Consider the following 17,232-nt stretch of genomic DNA (forward strand, 5'->3'; position numbering starts at 1 on the left):
GAGTACCGTCACGACGACGGCGCCGCCGTATCCGTCCTGGCGGAGCTCGCGGCCGAGGATCTTCCCGTCGACCGGCTCACTCTGTGCGACGGCGAACCCACCCGGCTGATGGAGCTGTGGGAGGGGGCCGATCTCGCCGTCGTGGTCGACGCGGTGCACGGCCACCCGGGCGAGCCGGGCCGGATCCACCGGGTCACCGTGGACGCCGACCACCTGCTCGCCGACCCCCTCGCCGACGAGGCGGCGGCGGTCGGCACCCACGGACTGGGCCTCGGCCACGGTGTCGCGCTGGCGGCCGCCCTGGGGAAGCTGCCGCGCGAGCTGCTGGTCGTCGCGGTGGAGGGCGCGGAATTCTCGATCGGCGAGGGCCTGAGCCCGGCCGTCGCCGACGCGGTGCCGCGTGCCGTCGCCGAGGTCCGCCGGGCGGTGGAGGAACACCAGACGGAGGCATCGGGGCCATGACTCACCGACACCGGCGAGCGCTACCTGTGCCTGAAGCGTTTCCACATCACCGTCCTGGAACCGTTCGTCCCGGTGACCGCCGAGGAGGCCTCGCTCATCACGACGCCGCCGGAAGGGCCAACTGAGTCGCTCGGTCATGCGCGCTCGGCGACCGCCACGGCGCGCTTGACGGCGGCGAAGCTGTCCGGGGTGACGGAGATCGAGTCGATTCCGGCCTGCACCAGGAAGCGGGTGAACTCCGGGTCGTTGCTCGGCCGTTGGCCGCAGAGGCCGACGTGGCGGCCGGCCGCGTGGGCGGTGGCGATCAGGCTCTCGATGCTGCGGGTGACGGCCGGGTTCCGCTCGTCGAAGAGGTGGGCGAGCAGGGCGGAGTCACGGTCGACGCCGAGGGTGAGCTGGGTGAGGTCGTTGCTGCCGATCGAGAAGCCGTCGAAGCGTTCGGCGAACTGCTCGGCGAGCAGGATGTTGGCGGGGATCTCCGCCATGACGTACACGTGCAGGCCGTTCGCGCCCCGGGTGAGCCCGTTGTCGGCCATCACCGCGAGGACCTGGTCGGCCTCGTGCGGGGTGCGGCAGAACGGGATCATCACGACGACGTTGGTGAGCCCGAGTTCGTCCCGGGCCCGGCGCAGCGCCCGGCACTCCAGGGCGAAGCCCTCGCGGTAGCCGGGGTCGTAGTAGCGGCTCGCGCCGCGCCAGCCGATCATCGGGTTGGCCTCGGTGGGCTCGAAGGGTGTGCCGCCGACCAGCCGAGCGTACTCGTTGGTCTTGAAGTCGCTGGTGCGCACGACCACCGGGTCCGGCCAGCGGGAGGCGGCGATCCGGGCCACGCCGTGGGCGAGTCGGTCGACGAAGTAGTCGCTCTGGTCCGGGTAGTCGTAGGTCAGCTCGTCGACGAGCCGCCGGTCCTCGGCCGACAACCTCTCGGGGTGGACCAGCGCCATCGGGTGGACGCGCACCTGGTGGGCGACCACGAACTCGGTACGGGCCAGGCCCACGCCGTCCGCCGGCAGACGCCACCAGCGGAACGCGGCGCCGGGGTCGGCCAGGTTGAGCATCACCTTCGTCCGGGTGACGGGCAGCGAGCCGAGGTCGGTCTCGGTCGCCTCGTAGTCGACCCGGCCCGCGTAGACGTGGCCGTCCGCGCCCTCGGCACAGGAGACCGTCACCTCCTGCCCGTCCGTCAGCACGGCGGTGGCCGACCCGGTGCCGACCACCGCCGGCACTCCCAGCTCGCGGCTGACGATCGCGGCGTGCGAGGTGCGCCCGCCGTGGTCGGTCACGATGGCGGAGGCGCGCTTCATCAGCGGCTCCCAATCCGGGTCGGTGATCGCCGTGACCAGGACCGCGCCCTGCGGGAAGCGTTCCAGCCCGGCCGGCTCGGCCAGCGAGCACACCGGCCCGGCCCCGATCGCCTCGCCGACGGCGATGCCGTCCACCAGGCGGTCGCCCGTGCCGGTCAGCCGGAACCGGCGCAGCACCTCGCCTCGGCGGCGGGACTGCACGGTCTCCGGCCGGGCCTGGACGAGGAACAGCTGCCCGCTGATCCCGTCCTTGGCCCACTCCAGGTCCATCGGGCAGCCGTAGTGCTCCTCCACCGCCACCGCCCACTCGGCGAGCGTGCGGATGTCGCCCTGGCCGAGCACCGGGCGCATCCGTTCGCGGGAGTCGGTGTCGACGGTCGTCGTCGAGCCGTTCTCGGCGTACACGGCCTTGCGGCGCTTGGCGCCGAGCCGGACGTGGACCACCGGGTCGAGCCGGTGGTCCTTGAGCATGGGCTTGAACACGGTGTACTCGTCAGGGTCCACCTGGCCGCTGACCACCGTCTCGCCCAGCCCCCACGCGGCGCTGATGACCACCACCCTCGGGAAGCCGGTGTCGGTGTCGAGGGTGAACGCCACTCCCGCGCCCGCGAGATCGGAGCGCACCATGAGCTGGACGCCGACCGACAGGGCCAGGGCGAGGTGGTCGAAGCCCATTCGCTCCCGGTAGTCGATCGCCCGGTCGGTGAACAGCGAGGCGAAGCAGCGGCGGCAGGCGTCCAGCATGGCATCGGTGCCCCGGACGTTGAGAAAGGTCTCCTGCTGGCCCGCGAAGCTCGCCTCGGGCAGGTCCTCGGCCGTGGCGCTGCTACGCACGGCGACATCGGGATTCTCCCGACCGGCCTCGCGGGCGAGTTGACCGTACGCCTCCACGACGTCGCGTTTGAGCGCGGGCGGCAGGGGAGTGGCCAGGACGGCGGACCGGATCGCGGCGCCGACCTCGGCCAGCGGGGCGCCGTCGTGCAGCCGGTCGACCTGCTCGGCGATCAGTTCGCGGAGGCCCCCGGTGTCGAGCAGCTCGCGGTACGCGTCGGCCGTGGTGGCGAAGCCGTCGGGCACCCGGACCCCGGCGAGGCCCAGGCCGTTGATCAGCTCACCCAGCGAGGCGTTCTTGCCGCCGACCAGGGCGACGTCCTCCCGGCCGAGGTCGCGGAAGCGGATGACACGGCGCATGGCGTCCTCCAGACGCTGTGGCCCGGCGGCGCCGGACGCGCCGGGGGCTCCGTCGCTGCCCACTGTGCTCCGGCGCGGCGTTGCGGGGCAGTGCCGCAGGCCCCCGGGAACCGGTCCGGTCGGTCGTTCCTCCAGGGCCGTTCGACCCAGCTGGCCGGGTCGGCCGAGCAGGGACGGAACGGAACCGGACCGGCTCCGCCGCTCGCCGGACGTTCAGGTGCGGGCGAGTACCCTGCGCGCGCCGTAGGCGGCGGCGCCGCGCGCGATCACCACGCTATCGGAAGGAGGTTGCGGAAGTCCGGACGAGGGCGGCCACCAGGCGCCGGACAGCGGAGCCGGCGCCGGAGCAGGAGGTCACCCCGCCCGGTGTCCGTGCTGGGCGGCGATCCGGTGGGCGTGCGCGACGATCTCGGTAGCCGCGTGCTCGCCGACGCCGAGAACGTGGGTGAGTCGGTGGGCGCTCCAGCCGTGCCGGGCGAGCAGAACGGGGAGCGGGTGGTGAGGGGCCTGCTCGGCGGCGGCCGGCACCGGCAAGGGCGGCGCAGCGGGCGTCGGCGCGGCTGTGCGGCGGCGGACGACCGCCCGCCGCAGTTCGTCCGCGCCCCAGACCAGGAACGGGAACGGCGCCACGATGAGCAGTTGGGTGGGGGAGAGGGCCGCCGTGCCGAACACCCCGTGCAGCGCGGGCAGGTAGACGACTGCGGCGGCGAACGCGAGTGAGAAGCCGATGCCGCCGAGCAGTTGCGGGTTGCTGAACACGCCGATCGCGCGCAGCGGGGCCCGGTCGGTCCGGGCGGCGAAGGCGGTGCCTATCTGGCAGGCGACGATGCCCAGCCAGGCGACCGTGGTGGCCTCCTGGTACGGCACGTGCAGCGCGGCGCCCGGGCTGGTCGGGTCGCCGGGGTGCCAGCCGGCCAGGCCGAGAGTGAGGAAGTAGCCGCCCATGACCAGCGCGGCGGAGATCAGGCCGAGGAAACCCCAGGCCCGGGCGAGCATGGCCGGCCGGATCACCCGCTCCGAGCGTGGCCGGGGCGGGCGGTCCATCAGCCCCGGCTCGGCGCGCTCGCGGCCGAGGGCGAGGGCCGGGAGGGTGTCGGTGCCGAGGTCGATGGCGAGGATCTGCATGACCGTCAACGGGAGCGGTACGGCACCGCCGGCGAGCGCGAAGGCCAGGAAGGGGACGACCTCCGGCACGGCGTGGGTGAAGATGTAGACGATGAACTTGCGGATGTTGTCGTAGGTGCGCCGCCCCTCCTCGACGGCCGCCACGATGGTCGCGAAGTTGTCGTCGGTGAGCACCATGGTGGCGGCTTCCCGCGCGACCTCGGTGCCGGAGCGGCCCATGGCGACGCCGATGTCCGCACGTCGCAGTGCGGGCGCGTCGTTGACCCCGTCCCCGGTCATGGCGACGGTGTGGCCCTCGGCCCGCAGCGCGTCGGCGATCCGCAGCTTGGCCTCGGGCGAGGTGCGGGCGAAGATCACCTCCTCGCCACGGGCCAGCAGGGCGTCCAGGCGGTCGTCGCCCATCGCGTCGAGCTCGGTGCCGGTGACGATACGCATGCCGCGGTGGCCGATGCCGGCCTGCTCGGCGACGGCGGCTGCGGTCAGTCCGTTGTCGCCGGTGACGACGTGCACGGTGATACCGGCCCGGTGGGCCTGCCGGATGGCCTGCGCCACCTCGGGCCTGGGCGGGTCGGCCATGGCGACCAGTCCGACGAGGCAGAGGTCGTGCTCGGCCTCCTCGCGGCGGGCCGGAGGCGGTTGACCAGGTGGGAGCGGTCGGCGCGCCACGGCGAGGACGCGCAGTCCGCGCGCTGCCAGTCGGCCGACGGCGTGGACCACCTCGGTCCGGTCGGACGGGATGAGCGGCCGTGCGGTGCCGTGGTCGAGCAGGTGGGTCGCGTGGGTGAGCACCTCCTCCGGGGCGCCCTTGGTGTGCAGGACGACCACGCCCTCGCGGGCGTCGGCGGTGGTCATCAGCTTGACGTGCGGGTCGAAGCGGAACAACGCCCGGCGCTCGCCGTCCCGGCGCGCGGGCGTGCGCTCGGTACCGAGGCGGGCGGCCAGGTCGAGGAGGGCGAGTTCGGTGGGGTCGCCGTGCCCCGCAGCCGGATCGGCGGTGGTGCAGGTGGCGGCGATGTCGGCGAGCAGCAGGGTCTCCTCATCCGACTCGGCGGCCCCGTCCATTCCGGTTCCGTTCGCCCTGGTGCCGGGAGTCCACACCTCCGTGACCCGCATCCGGTTCTCGGTCAGCGTGCCGGTCTTGTCGGTGCAGATCACCGTGGTGGAGCCGAGGGTCTCCACAGCGGACAGCCGCTTGACCACCGCGCCGCGCCGGGCGAGGTCGCGCACCCCGGAGGCGAGCGCGAGGGTGATCGTCGGCAGCAGGCCCTCGGGCACGTTGGCGACGAGCAGACCGATGGCGAAGGCCACCGCGGCGGTCAGCGAGAGTCCCGCCGCGAGGCCCATCGGCAGGAACGCCAGCCCCACCCCGACGGCGATCACGGCGATCAGCCGGGCAACTCGCTTGACCTGGTGCTCCAGCGGGCTCTCCTCGCGCCGGGTGCGCTGGCTGAGCGCGGCGATCCGGCCGAGCTCGGTGTGCATGCCCGTCGCCGTCACCACCGCCCGGGCCTGCCCACCGGTGCACGCGGAGCCGGAGAACAGCAGGTCGCGGGCGTCCAAGAGCGGACCGGAACCGTCGGTCAACTCGGCGGAACGGAACACCGGCGCGGACTCGCCGGTCAGGGCCGAGAGATCGACCTCCACCCCGCCCGACAGCAGCCGGGCGTCGGCCGAGACCCGATCACCCTCCTCCACCACCAGGACATCGCCAGGCACCAGCTCGGTCGCCGGCACCGCTCGGCGGAGGCCGCCCCGGATCACCGTCGCCTCCTCGGGCAGGAAGCCGGCCAAGGCCTCCACGGCGCGCTCGGCCTGCCGCTCCTGCGCGAAGGCGAGCAGGGCGTTCAGGGCGATCACCCCCGCGATCGCGCCCGCCAGGTTGGGAGCGCCGCTGACGGCCGCCAACACGGCGGCGAAGGCCAGCAACAACGCCAGGGGATGGGTGAACTGGCGGGCCAGCTCGTGCGGCCAGCGGTGGCCCTCCCGACGCGCGAGCGCGTTGGGCCCGTACACGGTCTGCCGTCGGGCGGCCTCGCGCTCGGTGAGGCCGTCGGGGGAGGTCCTGAGATCGCGGAAGATGAGGCTGATGGGCTCGCGCGGATCGGGGGATTCCTCTCCGGTCCCCAACGGGGCCGGTCGGAGGGCGGCTGGGCCGTGGCCGGTCACGATCAGCCCCGGTCGTGCGTCGGGACGGACCCGAGGGCGTCAGCCCCGAGCGCCGCTGCCAGGCGTTCACCGGCGGGTGTCATCACGTCCTCCATCGGGTGGTGCGACCTGCCTCACCACCACCGTAGGAAGGGGCCCCGACCGGGTAGCAGGGCCGACCGGCCCCCTTGGCCGGGGCCGGTCCGCACCCCACAAGTGGCCCCCGGACGGATCGGCGGACGGCGCCGGCGGCCCTGCCCGCTCGCCGGTGCGGCGACGAGAGTGGGCAACGGGCCCGACACATCCTGCCCGCGGTGCTTGATCTTCTCGTTCACCACGACATTGCAGCGCGTTGTCAGTCCGCAATAAAGACCCGTCAGGCCGGGTCGCCCGAGCGTCCGCCGGGTCAGGCCTCGTGGTAGAGCCGACCGGGACCGACGAGGATCAGCTCACCTCGGTTCTCCGCCGCGCGGAGCCCGGGGCCGAAGCCGGCCGCGCCGTAGCAGGCGGGCCGGGCTCGGCTCACGTCCTCGCCGTGTGCCTCCAGTGCCGCCACGATCTGCTGGAGTTCATGGAGGTGGCCCAGGTCCATGACCTCGTTCCAGCGGACCAGCCCGACCGACAGCAGGGCACCGGGTCGGCCGCGGGCCTCGTCGCGGACCACGACCTCCGCGTCCTGCACCCCCGGTAGGGAGCCGGGAGCGGCGGTGACCAGCGCCCTCGCGCCGAAGGTGCTCGCCGCAGCGAAGCAGGCGGCCCACTCCCGGCACAACTCGCCGAAGTGCCGCTCCAGCAGTGGGGGTTCGAAGGCCACGCGGGCCGAGCGCCAGACCTCTGCGGGGTCCTGGCGCTCGAAAGCGGCCCGGTGCGGCCGGATGACGGTGTGGTCGAAGGCGAGCAGTGGTTCCGTGATCTGGTAGTGCGTCAGCCCGGGCCGGAAGGCGTCCGGGACGGCCGCGACGAGACCGCGGTCCCTGAGCATGGCGAGCATGTGCGGCACGTGGGTCTCCGGACCGCGCAGCCAGCGGCCGATCGCGCCCGGGGTGGAACAGCCAGCCGCGAGCGCGGCGAGCACGGAGTGGCAGAGGGCGCGGTCCCAGCCGTCGGGTTCCTGCTCGATGAGGTGCCCGGCCTTCCAGAACAGCGGCAGCCGGGGGTTGAGGACGGTCCGACACACCCAGTCGTCGAAGTCGTCCGGGCCTGCGGGGGTGTCCTGGCCTCCGGGGGCGTAGCAGAACGCCGGACTCGAGCCCACGACCGCGTGCACCCGCAGTGCGAGCAGCGGGTCGGGGGCGCTCCACATCAGGGCCCCTTGGCGGAAGTCTGGTGGCCGGATCTCCAGTTGGAGGTCGGCGGGCGTCGTCGCGGCGTCGAAGAGCCGGTGCATCACGGGCATCGCGCTGCCGCAGAGCAGCAGCCGCACCCGGTTGGGCCGGTCCGCGCGGCCCAGCCGCCGGATCTCCGCGTGGAGCTCGGCCGGCAGGGTGGGACTCTGCCGGACGAGTTCGGGGAACCCGTCGAGGACGACCGTGGTCGGCCGCACGGCCCCGAGCGCGGTGAGCGATTCGAGCGCCTGCGCCCACGTGTCCCAGCACTCCGGGCGCGGGGCGCCAAGGTGGCGGGCCAGCTGGTCGCCGAGGTGGCGCAGGGATTCGGCCGCCGTGGCCTCCTGAGCCCCGAAGCAGAAGCCGCCCGTGGCCCGGGCCAGTTCGTGCAGGATGAACGATTTGCCCTGGCGGCGGGGCCCGGTCACGATGCCGACGGCCGGACCGGGCCGTGGGTCGGTGACGAAGGCGGCGAGGGTCTCCCACTCGGCCACGCGGTCGAACAGCGTCGCGGGCCGGGGCACTGCGGTGACGGCAGCGGATCGCACGGGGGCCGTCCCGCGACTCAGGCCGCGCTGAGGTGGTCGAGCACGTCGGTGACGTCGTCCATGTCCCGGACCTCCGCCAGGAGCCGGGGAATGCTCTCCCGGTCCAGCCGGCCGGCCAGGTCGACGACACCGTTGCGGACCGTCACCTCGACCGCACCCTGCGGAAGGTGGAACTCGCGGGTGAGGATCCGGGACGTGATCTCCTCGCGGATGTGCTCGTCGTTCCGGACGAGGGCGCTCAGCAGCGCGGCCCGCCGCACGACACCCACGAGCCGCCCCTGCCAGTCGGCGACCGGCATCCGCTTGAGCCGTCCGCGCGCGGCGGTCAGGGCGGCCTCGGCGACGGTCGTGCCGGGCCGGACGGTGGTGGCGGGTGCCGTCATCAGGGTGGCGGCCGTCTCGCCCTGGGCCTTCTGTTGCAAGCCGCGATCACGCAGCCGGTCGATCGGGCCGGACGGATGCTCCATCGCCTCGACGGCAGCCTTCGCCAGCAGATCGGACTCCGAGACCACGCCGATGACGCGGTCCTTCGCGTCGACCACCGGCACCGCGCCCACGTGCTCGCGGGCCAGCATCCGGGCCAGCTCCGTGAACGGCAGGTCGCCCGACACTGCGACCGCCGGCACGTCCATGACATCGCGCACCCGCAGGACCGGCGCGGGGCCGGGCACGTCCGGCACGGCGGTGGCCTCCGGCAGGGCCGGTTCCGGTTCCCTGGCCCGGGCGGCGGAGATGCCCGCGACGGCGCCCAGGTAGCGCAGCAGCATGTCCTGCCGCTGCGGCTCCTCGGGGCTCCAGGCCTTGCCGGGAACGGATCGGCGGGATTCCGTCCCGGCGGAGAAGTGCTCGTGCTCGCTCATGGTGTGGGCCTCCCTGTGGTGCTCCCCACCTTCGAGTCTTGGCCCGGTGCTCCGTCGCCGCTTGTGCCGGTCGGCCCCAAGCTGCCGACGGACGGCCCAATCCGGGGCGACAGCCCGGCGCACCGGCCGGATGCTGGAGGAAGGGAAGTCGGATCGGCTGGAGGGCTCGCATGGTGCGGTTCCGGGACTTCCTCGCGCGGTTCCGCCCGGCCGGCACGCCCGGGGCACCCACGGCCGGCGTGCCCGCCGACCGGGCCGCCGAACTCGCCGCGGAGCTGGAGCAGCCGCTCGACGGGCTGGCGCAGGCCCAGGCCGAGGCGGCGGCCATCCGGGCGGAGGCGGCGGCGGAGGCCGAACGCATCCGGCAGGAGGCCGCCCGGAACGCGGCCCGGATCCTCGAACTCGCCCACGCCCGGGCGCCGCAGGTCCGCGCCGATGCCGCCGCCGCGGCCGGGCACGCGGCGGCGGCCCAGGCGGCCGAGCTGGCCGCCGGGGCGGAGCGGGCCGCGGCCCGGATCCGCAGCCGGGCCCGCGAGCGGATGCCCGCGCTGGCCGACCGGGCGGCGGCACTGGCGCTGGAACCGGCCGACGACCCCGGGAGACACCGGTGGCAGCGGGCTGGGTCGCCGGAGTGACCAGGGCCCGGGGGCTGCAGTCCCGCTGCCTCGGCCACCGCGGCGCCGGGGAACTCGCGGCAGCGGGCACGCTCACCGAGGCCGTACGACGGCTGGCGGCGACGCCGTACCGGCGCTTCCTTCCGCCGGACCCGGACCTGGCCGAGGCACAGCGGGCGGTCTCCGCGACCCTGCTGTGGCATTTGAGGGTCCTCGCTGGCTGGCTGCCCCGCAGCGGGGCGCAGGCCATGCGGACCCTCGCCGCCGGCTTCGAGACCGCCAACATCGAGGACCTGCTGCGCTCCTTCCTCGGCGCGGCCCCGCGCCAGCCGTACGCGCTCGGCGCGCTGGCCACCGCCTGGCGCCGGGCCGCCCACGCGCGCACACCGGAGGAGCTGCGCGCGGCCCTGGCGGCATCGGCGTGGGACGACCCCGGGGACGTGGATCCGGCGACGATGGCGGTGGCCCTGCGCCTGTCGACCGCCCACCGGGTCGCGGACACCGTGCCGCCGGCCCGTCGCTGGGCCCAGGGCCGGGCCGCCCTGTTGACGGCGCGCACGCTGTTCGTCGTCGGCCGCCCGCTCCCCGGGAACGCCGGCCGGCAGGCGGCGCGCCTGCTCGGGCCCGGGGCCGTGGCCACCGCGTCGTTCGAGGAGTTCCGCCGCGCGCTGCCCGCGGACGCGCGGTGGGCGCTGGACGGAATCGAGACCCCCGGCGACCTGTGGCGGGCCGAGACCCGGTGGTGGACGGTCATCGACCGGGAGGGCCGTGACCTCCTACGCGGCGCGCAGTACGCCCTTCCGCCGGTGGTGGGGGCCGTCGCGATCCTGTCCGCGGACGCCTGGCGGGTGCGCGCCGCACTGGAACTGGCCGCGCACGGCGGCGCGACCCCGGAGGTGGCGGATGCGCTGGGCTGAGGCGATGACTCCGGTGCGCATGCAGCGGGTGGCGATCGTCGCCCCGAGCGCCGCACTGCGCGAGACCCTCCTGCTGGTCGCCGACGCGGGCTGCGTCGAGGTCGACCGGATCGAGGACGCCGCCCCGGGCCCGGCGGGCCGGCGGCTCCGCCGGCTTCCCGTCGCGCCGCGGCAGCCGGCGGCCTTGTCCGGTACCCCGCCGGATCTCGACCGGCTGGAACGGGAGGCGCGGCTGGACCTCCTCGAAGGCGAGGGTCAGATGGAGGAGCGGGCGGCGAGTGCCGTCCACCGGGGCGAGGTGGCCGCGCTCGCCGGATGGTGCCCGGCGGACCGGGTCGCCGAGCTCGCGGAGGCGCTGGCCGCCACCGGTGGCGGCCTGGTGGCCCTGCGCGCACCGCGCGGTGTCGATCCGCCCACCCTGTTGTGCGACGGAGGACCGCTCCGCCGCGCGTTCTCGCCGCTCGTGCGCACCTACGGCACGGCGCCGTACCAGGACCTCGACCCGACCTGGCCGGCCGGGGTCGCGTACGTCGTGATGTTCGGCCTCATGTTCGGCGACGTCGGCCACGGGGCGTTGCTGCTGCTGGCCGCGCTGGTGCTGTGGAGCGGACGGCCCCGGCGGCTGGCGCGGCTGCGCCCCGTGTGGCCGTTCCTGGCCGGGGCCGGACTCTGCGGCGCGCTGGCAGGCGTGGCGTTCGGGGAGTTCTTCGGGCCGACCGGGGTGCTGCCGGTGCTGTGGCTGTCGCCGCTGGACCAGCCGGGACGGCTCCTGGCGGCGGTCGTGGGTCTGGGTGGGGTGCTGCTCGCCCTTGCCCACGTGGCTGGCGGGGTGAACCGGTGGCGCGAGGGCGGTCCGGCGAGAGCGCTGTACGCGACGTCCGGGGTGGCGGGCCTGGCGCTCTTCCTTGGTCTGGGGGCCGTCGGCGGCAGCGCGTACCTGCGGTCGCCCGGACTCGCGGCCGGAGGGGCGGCGCTCCTCCTGGCCGGGCTCGGGCTGGCCGGTGCGGGCCTGTTCGGCGCGAGCGCGGGCGGGGCGGGCGGCGTGCTGCAGACGGCCGTCGAGCTCTTCGACGCCGTCCTGCGGCTCTTCGCGAACACGGTCTCCTTCTCCCGCCTGGCCGCCTTCGGACTCACCCACGCGGCGCTCGGACAGGTGGTGTGGCGCGGCACCGCCGCGCTGGCGGGACACGGCTCCTGGGGCCTGCCAGCGGCCGCGCTGCTCTTCGCCGTCGGCACCGCTGTCACCTTCGCACTGGAGGCGCTGGTGGCCGGGATCCAGGCGCTGCGGCTGGAGTACTACGAGCTGTTCTCCCGCGTGTTCCAGAGCCTGGGGCGGCCCTTCCGCCCCTGGCACGTGCCCGTCCTGCGTACGGAGGTGCCCCGGTGATCGCCTGGCTGATCGCGCTGCCCGTCCTCGCCGCCGTGCTGGGTGCGGCCCGGCTGCTGGCCCGTCGGCGCGGGAGGGCGGCCCTGCGCTGGCTGCTCGGCGTCAACGCTGCTGTCCTGGCCGGCGCGCTCGCCCTGCTGGTGACCGTGCTCGCCGACCCTGCCGGCGCGGTCGGGCCGGCCGCCGCAGTGAACTCCGGATCGGGCTCGGCGGCACTGATCGGGGCGAGCATCGCGGTGGCCGGGGCCTCGGTCGGTGCGGCGATCGCCGTCGCGTACACCGGTGCCGCGGCCATCGCCGCGCTGAGCGAACGGCCCGAACTCTTCGGCCGGGTGATGGCGATCGTGGGCCTGGCCGAGGGCATCGCGGTGTACGGGCTGGTGGTGGCCGTCCTGCTGATCGGGAAGGCCTGACGGTGGGCGGCGTGGTCGCCATCGGGGCGCGGACCGAGGTGGCCGGGCTGGTCCTGGCCGGCGTCACCGTGCTCGTCGCCGAGCGGCCGGAGGAGGCCGTGGCCGCCTGGGAGGCCCTGCCCGAGGGGACGACGTTGGTCTTGGTCGGCCGGGCGGCGGCGCGGGCGCTCGGCCCGGCAAGGCTTGACGTGACCGAGCCCCTGACGGCGGTGCTGCCGTGACCGGACCGGTCGGCGGCACCGACGCGCTGGCACCCGTCCGGGCCGCACTGCTGCGCGCCGCGCGGGCCGACGCCGCACAGGCGCTCGCCGAGGCCCGTCGCGACGCCGAGCGCACCCTCGCCGCCGCCCGCGCCGAGGCGGCGGCCGTGCTGTGCCGGGCCGTCCAGGCGGGGACGGAAGAGGGTGAGGCCGTCGCCGCGGCAGAGACCGCCCGGGCCGCCCGCGCGGCCCGGGTGCGAGAGCTGGCGGCCCAGGGCGAGGCCTACACCGAGCTGTGCCGCCGGGTGGCCGAGCGCGTCCGGGAGCGGTACGAGAGCGAGCCCGGTGCGGCGGAGTCGCTGGCCCGGCGGGCCCGGGACCTGCTCGGACCGGACGCCCGGATCACAGCCCACCCCGACGGTGGACTGCTCGCCACTGCCCCCGGCCGCCTGGTGGACCTCGGAACGCCCGCGCTCGTACGCCGCGCGCTCGACCGGCTCGGCCCGGAAGCAGGGACGCTCTGGCAGCCTGACGACGGCGACGGGAGACCGGATGGCTGACCCGGGCTCGTCGAGGATCCTGCGGGTCGCCGGTCCGCTGGTCGAGGTGGCCTGCGACGGCGGCGTCGCCATGCACGACGTGGTGCTGCTCGGCCCGGAGGACCTGCCGGGCGAGGTCGTGGCCATCACCGGGGACGTGGCGAGCGTGCAGGCGTACGAGTACACCGGCGGGCTGGCCCCGGGACACCCGGCCCGCCCGACGGGCCGACCGCTGCGGGTGCGGCTCGGCCCCTGGCTGCTCGGCGGCGTCTTCGACGGCCTGCTGCGCCCGCTCACCGGAGCCGGCGACTGGCTGCTTCCGGGCAGCGGCACCGAGGTCAACGGGCGTACCTGGCGCTTCGTCCCCATCGCGGCTCCGGGGGACGAGGCCGTGCCGGGCGGCGTCCTGGGGGAGTGGGCCGGGGGCTCGCTGCCGCTGCGGGTCCTGGTGCCGCCGGACGTGTCCGGGCCGGTGGAGCGGCTCGCCCCGGAGGGGCCGTGCGGGGCGGACGAGGTGCTCGCCGTGGTGGGCGGCACGCCGGTCCGGGTCGGTGCCGAGTGGCCGATCCGCCGGCCTCGGCCCGTCAGGGAGCGGCTGGACGCCGCGGAGCCGCTGCACACCGGCCAGCGGGTGATCGACCTGCTCTTTCCGGTCGCCCGGGGCGGGACGGTCGCGGTGCCCGGCGGCTTCGGCACCGGGAAGACCGTCCTGCTGCAGCAGATCGCCAAGTGGTGCGACGCCGACGTCATCGTGTACGTGGGCTGCGGTGAGCGGGGCAACGAACTGGCCGACGTGATAGCGGAGTTCGCGGAACTCGACGACCCGAGGACCGGCGGCAGACTGGCCGACCGGACGGTGGTGGTCGCCAACACCTCCAACATGCCGATGATGGCCCGGGAGGCGAGTGTGCACACGGGGGCGACCGTCGCCGAGTACTTCCGCGACATGGGCCTGGACGTCGTCGTGATCGCCGACTCGACCTCACGCTGGGCCGAGGCGCTGCGTGAGTTCTCCTCCAGAATGGGCGAGTTGCCAGCCGAGGAGGGCTACCCCGCCGACCTCGCCTCGGAACTCGCGGCGTTCTACGAACGGGCCGGCGCGGCGCGCACTCTCGGCGGCGCCCGCGGGTCGGTCACCGTCCTCGGCGCCGTCTCCCCGCCCGGCGGGGACCTGACCGAGCCCGTCACCGCCCACACCGAGCGCTTCGTCCGCGGGCTCTGGACGCTCGACCGCGAACTCGCCTACGCCCGGCACTATCCGGCCGTGTCGTGGTCCGGCTCGTTCGCCCGCGACGCTGCCGCCCTCGGCACTGCGCACACGCGGGCGGGAGACCCCGCCTGGGGCGAGCGCCGCACACGCGTTACCGCGTTGCTCGCCGAGGCGGACCGGCTGGCCGACCTGGTCGACCTGGTCGGCATCACCGCGCTCCCGGGCCCCGAGCGGATCAGCGTGCTCGCCGGGCGACTGGTCCGGGAAGGCCTGCTCCAGCAGAGCGCGCTGTCGGCGCACGACGCGTACTGCTCCTCGGAGAAGACGGCGGCACTGGCGGACGCCGTACTCGCGGCGGTCGCGCGGTGCCGGGAGCTGGTCGACGCCGGCACACCGGCCGAAACGGTCGAGGAGACCGACTTCACCCCGCTGCTGCGCGCCCGCGAGGAAGCCGGGCCCCGGGACACCGACGCCGTGGCCGCCGGCTGCGCGGCGGTGCTCACCGCGCTCGGGGAGCCGCGGTGACGGACTTCGGCGAGGTCGAGTTCACGGACGTGCGGGAGCTGCGCGGGCCGCTCCTCGTGGTGGGCGGCGTGGCCGGAGTGGGGTGGGACGAGTTCGTCGAGATCACTCTCGGATCGGGCGAGCGGCGCCACGGCCTCGTCCTGGAAGTGGACCGTGACCTCGCGGTGGTGCAGGTCCTGGAGGACACCGCGGGCATGGACCCGGCCGCCACCCGGGCCGCGTTCACCGGCGGCCCGCTGCGCGTCCCGGTCGGTCCCGCGTGGCTCGGCCGGGTGTGCAACGGCAGAGGGGAACCGATCGACGGCGGTCCGCCGGTCCTCGGCCCCGCGTCGGCGGCGGTCGGCGGCGTCCCCCTCAACCCCGTCCGGCGCGAGCCGCCCGCCGAACCGGTACTGACCGGGGTCGGGGCTATCGACGTGCTCACCACGCTGGTGCGCGGGCAGAAACTGCCGGTGTTCTCGGCCGCCGGACTGCCCCACCTCGAACTCGCCGTGCAGGTGGCCGCCCAGGCCGTCAGCGGCGGCGAGTCCTTCAGCGTGGTGTTCGCCGGCATGGGCCTCACCCACGCGGACGCGGCCTTCGTCCGCGACGGGCTCGCCGAGCGCTCCGGCACCGGGGAGCTGACGCTGCTGCTCAACACCGCCGACAACCCGGTGATCGAGCGACTGCTCACCCCGCGCATCGCCCTCACCGTGGCCGAGCACCTCGCCTTCGAGGGCGGACGGCACGTCCTGGTGGTGATGACCGACATGACCGCGTACGCCGAGGCCCTCCGTGAGGTGTCGGCCGCGCGTGGAGAGGTGCCCGCCCGGCGGGCCTATCCGGGCTACCTCTACAGCGACCTGGCCTCCCTGTACGAGCGCTGCGGCCGGATCCGCGGCCGGCCCGGCTCGGTCACCCTCCTCCCGGTGCTCACCATGCCCGCCGGGGACATCACGCATCCGGTGCCCGACCTCACCGGCTACATCACGGAGGGCCAGATCGTGCTCTCCCGCGAGGCGCACGCGCGAGGGGTGTACCCGCCGGTGGACGCGCTCTCCTCGCTCTCCCGGCTGATGCGCAAGGGCGCGGGACCGGGTCGGACCAGGTCCGACCACCTCGACGTGGCCGCGCAACTGCTGGCCGCGCTCGCGCGGGCCCGGAAGGTGCGCGAACTGGCCGACCTGGTCGGCCGGTCGGCGCTGAGCCCGACCGACCTGCGCTATCTCGACCTCGACCAGGTCTTCCCGGACCGGTTCCTCGCCCAGCAGCCGGACGAGAACCGGCCGCTGACGGACGCGCTGGACCGCGCCTGGGACGTCCTGCTCACCCTGCCGCGCAGCCAGCTCGCCATGCTGCCGCCCGAGCAGCTCGACATGCACGGTGCGTCATGACCGCACGTCGGCAGAGTCCGCAGGGCCGGGCGGCCCGGTTGCGGCTGCGGCACAGCCTGGACGTCGCCCTGCGCGGGGCCGACCTGCTCGACCGCAAGCTGCGGGTGCTGCTGGAACGGCACCGGCAGCTGCGAGAGCACGAGGAGGCGGCCGAGGCACGGTGGCGGGAGCGGCTGGCGGAGGCCGGGACGTGGCTCCTGCGCGGCCTGCTGGTGAGCGGGGAGGGAGCGCTGGCCGCGGCGGCGGTGGCCGATCGGGCGGACGTGGTCGTCGAGTGGACCGTCTCCATGGGGGTGCGCCATCCGTCCGGCGTGTCCTGCACCGACGCCGTTCGGGCCGGGCACGAGCCCGCCCCGGGCAACACCGCACTGGTGCACGCCGAGGCGGCCTACCGCGAGGCGGTCCGAGCGGCCGCCGCCTACGCCGCGCACCGGACGGCGGCCCGGCTGGTGGGGGAGGAGTCGGCCCGGACCGGCCGTCGGGTCCGGGCCCTGCGCCGGCACTGGATCCCCCGGCTGACCGCGGAACTCGCCGCCGTGGAGCAGGCGGTGGAGCAGGCCGAGCACGAGGACGCGGTCCGCCGCCGCTGGGCGGCGGAGCGGACGCGTGGTCAGGCGTAACGCCCGCGCACGATCACCACGGGCACGGGGCACGGGGCGTGCCGGGCGCAGTGCCGGCCGACGGAGCCCAGGAGGGCCCCGGCGAAGCCCCCGAGTCCGCGGCTGCCGACCACCAGGAGGGTCACGTTCTCGTCACCGGTCGCCTTGAGCAGTACCTGGACGGGGGTGCCCTCCTCGGCCCGGGCGGTAATGGCCACCGCTGGCTGCGGTCCCGCGGCCTTCTCGATGCTCTCGGCCAGGACCTCGTGCGCGGTGTCCCGGAGTGCCTGCGGGTCGCCCACCGCGACGCCGCTGCCCGTTCCGGAGAACGGCGGCTCCCAGGCGATGACCGCCTCCACCCGGGCGCCGGCGAGCTCCGCCTGGCGTACTGCCCAGCGCAGGGCCCGCCTGGACTGGGCGTCCGCACCCACAACGATCGTGTCGTCGGTCATGAGGTGGGGCCGATCGGCCCTGACGGACCGAGGCGAACGGGCA

15 protein-coding genes are annotated in these 17,232 nt (G+C 75.2%); 10 read left to right on the forward strand and 5 right to left on the reverse strand.

The window, feature by feature from the left end:
- Window positions 1-462 (forward strand): hydrogenase maturation protease (locus ACWC9T_RS30820; protein ID WP_449824330.1); only part of this gene is annotated, 462 nt, incomplete at its 5' end.
- A gap of 134 nt (window positions 463-596) precedes the next feature.
- Here ACWC9T_RS30820 and ppsA read toward each other — a convergent pair.
- The 4 genes from ppsA to ACWC9T_RS30840 form a co-directional block, all read right to left on the reverse strand.
- Entirely contained in the window at window positions 597-2,957 is a 2,361-nt protein-coding gene (gene ppsA, locus ACWC9T_RS30825) for a phosphoenolpyruvate synthase (protein ID WP_449824331.1), read from the reverse strand.
- 354 nt (window positions 2,958-3,311) lie between these two features.
- Window positions 3,312-6,209: a cation-translocating P-type ATPase gene (locus tag ACWC9T_RS30830; RefSeq protein ID WP_449824332.1), complete on the reverse strand. Its 2,898-nt coding sequence runs from the start codon at window positions 6,207-6,209 to the stop codon at window positions 3,312-3,314.
- Window positions 6,210-6,633: 424 nt separating this feature from the next.
- Window positions 6,634-8,100: an AAA family ATPase gene (locus ACWC9T_RS30835; protein ID WP_449824333.1), complete on the reverse strand. Its 1,467-nt coding sequence runs from the start codon at window positions 8,098-8,100 to the stop codon at window positions 6,634-6,636.
- Window positions 8,101-8,117: 17 nt separating this feature from the next.
- Window positions 8,118-8,960: a CBS domain-containing protein gene (locus tag ACWC9T_RS30840; protein WP_449824334.1), complete on the reverse strand. Its 843-nt coding sequence runs from the start codon at window positions 8,958-8,960 to the stop codon at window positions 8,118-8,120.
- 170 nt (window positions 8,961-9,130) lie between these two features.
- On the opposite strand from ACWC9T_RS30840, the gene ACWC9T_RS30845 reads away from it, so the two are divergent.
- Genes ACWC9T_RS30845 through ACWC9T_RS30885 form a run of 9 tightly spaced genes read left to right on the forward strand, consistent with a single transcriptional unit; the run spans window position 9,131 to window position 16,758 of the window.
- A complete protein-coding gene (locus ACWC9T_RS30845) occupies window positions 9,131-9,595 on the forward strand; it encodes a hypothetical protein (RefSeq protein ID WP_449824335.1) in 465 nt (154 codons plus the stop codon).
- Window positions 9,568-10,491, forward strand: coding sequence for a V-type ATPase subunit (locus ACWC9T_RS30850; protein ID WP_449824336.1), 924 nt, complete (start codon window positions 9,568-9,570; stop codon window positions 10,489-10,491). Before ACWC9T_RS30845 ends, ACWC9T_RS30850 begins: the two co-directional genes overlap by 28 nt.
- Window positions 10,478-11,878, forward strand: coding sequence for a V-type ATPase 116kDa subunit family protein (locus ACWC9T_RS30855; RefSeq protein ID WP_449824337.1), 1,401 nt, complete (start codon window positions 10,478-10,480; stop codon window positions 11,876-11,878). Before ACWC9T_RS30850 ends, ACWC9T_RS30855 begins: the two co-directional genes overlap by 14 nt.
- Window positions 11,875-12,291, forward strand: a complete 417-nt coding sequence (locus tag ACWC9T_RS30860) for an ATP synthase subunit C (protein WP_449824338.1) — start codon at window positions 11,875-11,877, stop codon at window positions 12,289-12,291. The genes ACWC9T_RS30855 and ACWC9T_RS30860 overlap by 4 nt, the downstream gene beginning before the upstream one ends.
- Before the next feature lie 11 nt (window positions 12,292-12,302).
- Window positions 12,303-12,512 (forward strand): hypothetical protein, encoded by a 210-nt coding sequence (locus ACWC9T_RS30865; protein WP_449824339.1) that lies wholly within the window; start codon window positions 12,303-12,305, stop codon window positions 12,510-12,512.
- A complete protein-coding gene (locus ACWC9T_RS30870; protein WP_449824340.1) occupies window positions 12,509-13,051 on the forward strand; it encodes a hypothetical protein in 543 nt (180 codons plus the stop codon). Before ACWC9T_RS30865 ends, ACWC9T_RS30870 begins: the two co-directional genes overlap by 4 nt.
- The gene (locus ACWC9T_RS30875; RefSeq protein ID WP_449824341.1) at window positions 13,044-14,765 is read left to right on the forward strand and encodes a V-type ATP synthase subunit A; all 1,722 of its coding nucleotides are present in this window, start codon (window positions 13,044-13,046) and stop codon (window positions 14,763-14,765) included. Before ACWC9T_RS30870 ends, ACWC9T_RS30875 begins: the two co-directional genes overlap by 8 nt.
- The gene (locus ACWC9T_RS30880) at window positions 14,762-16,138 is read left to right on the forward strand and encodes a V-type ATP synthase subunit B (RefSeq protein ID WP_449824342.1); all 1,377 of its coding nucleotides are present in this window, start codon (window positions 14,762-14,764) and stop codon (window positions 16,136-16,138) included. The genes ACWC9T_RS30875 and ACWC9T_RS30880 overlap by 4 nt, the downstream gene beginning before the upstream one ends.
- Window positions 16,135-16,758 carry a V-type ATP synthase subunit D gene (locus ACWC9T_RS30885; RefSeq protein WP_449824343.1) on the forward strand — a complete coding sequence of 208 codons (624 nt, stop codon included), beginning with the start codon at window positions 16,135-16,137 and terminating at the stop codon, window positions 16,756-16,758. The genes ACWC9T_RS30880 and ACWC9T_RS30885 overlap by 4 nt, the downstream gene beginning before the upstream one ends.
- Here the strand turns inward: ACWC9T_RS30885 and ACWC9T_RS30890 are convergent.
- Window positions 16,749-17,189 carry a universal stress protein gene (locus tag ACWC9T_RS30890; protein WP_449824344.1) on the reverse strand — a complete coding sequence of 147 codons (441 nt, stop codon included), beginning with the start codon at window positions 17,187-17,189 and terminating at the stop codon, window positions 16,749-16,751. The two genes, ACWC9T_RS30885 and ACWC9T_RS30890, sit on opposite strands and share 10 nt — an antisense overlap.
- Between the last annotated feature and the right edge of the window lie 43 nt (window positions 17,190-17,232).

Source organism: Kitasatospora sp. NPDC001159, assembly GCF_053598235.1.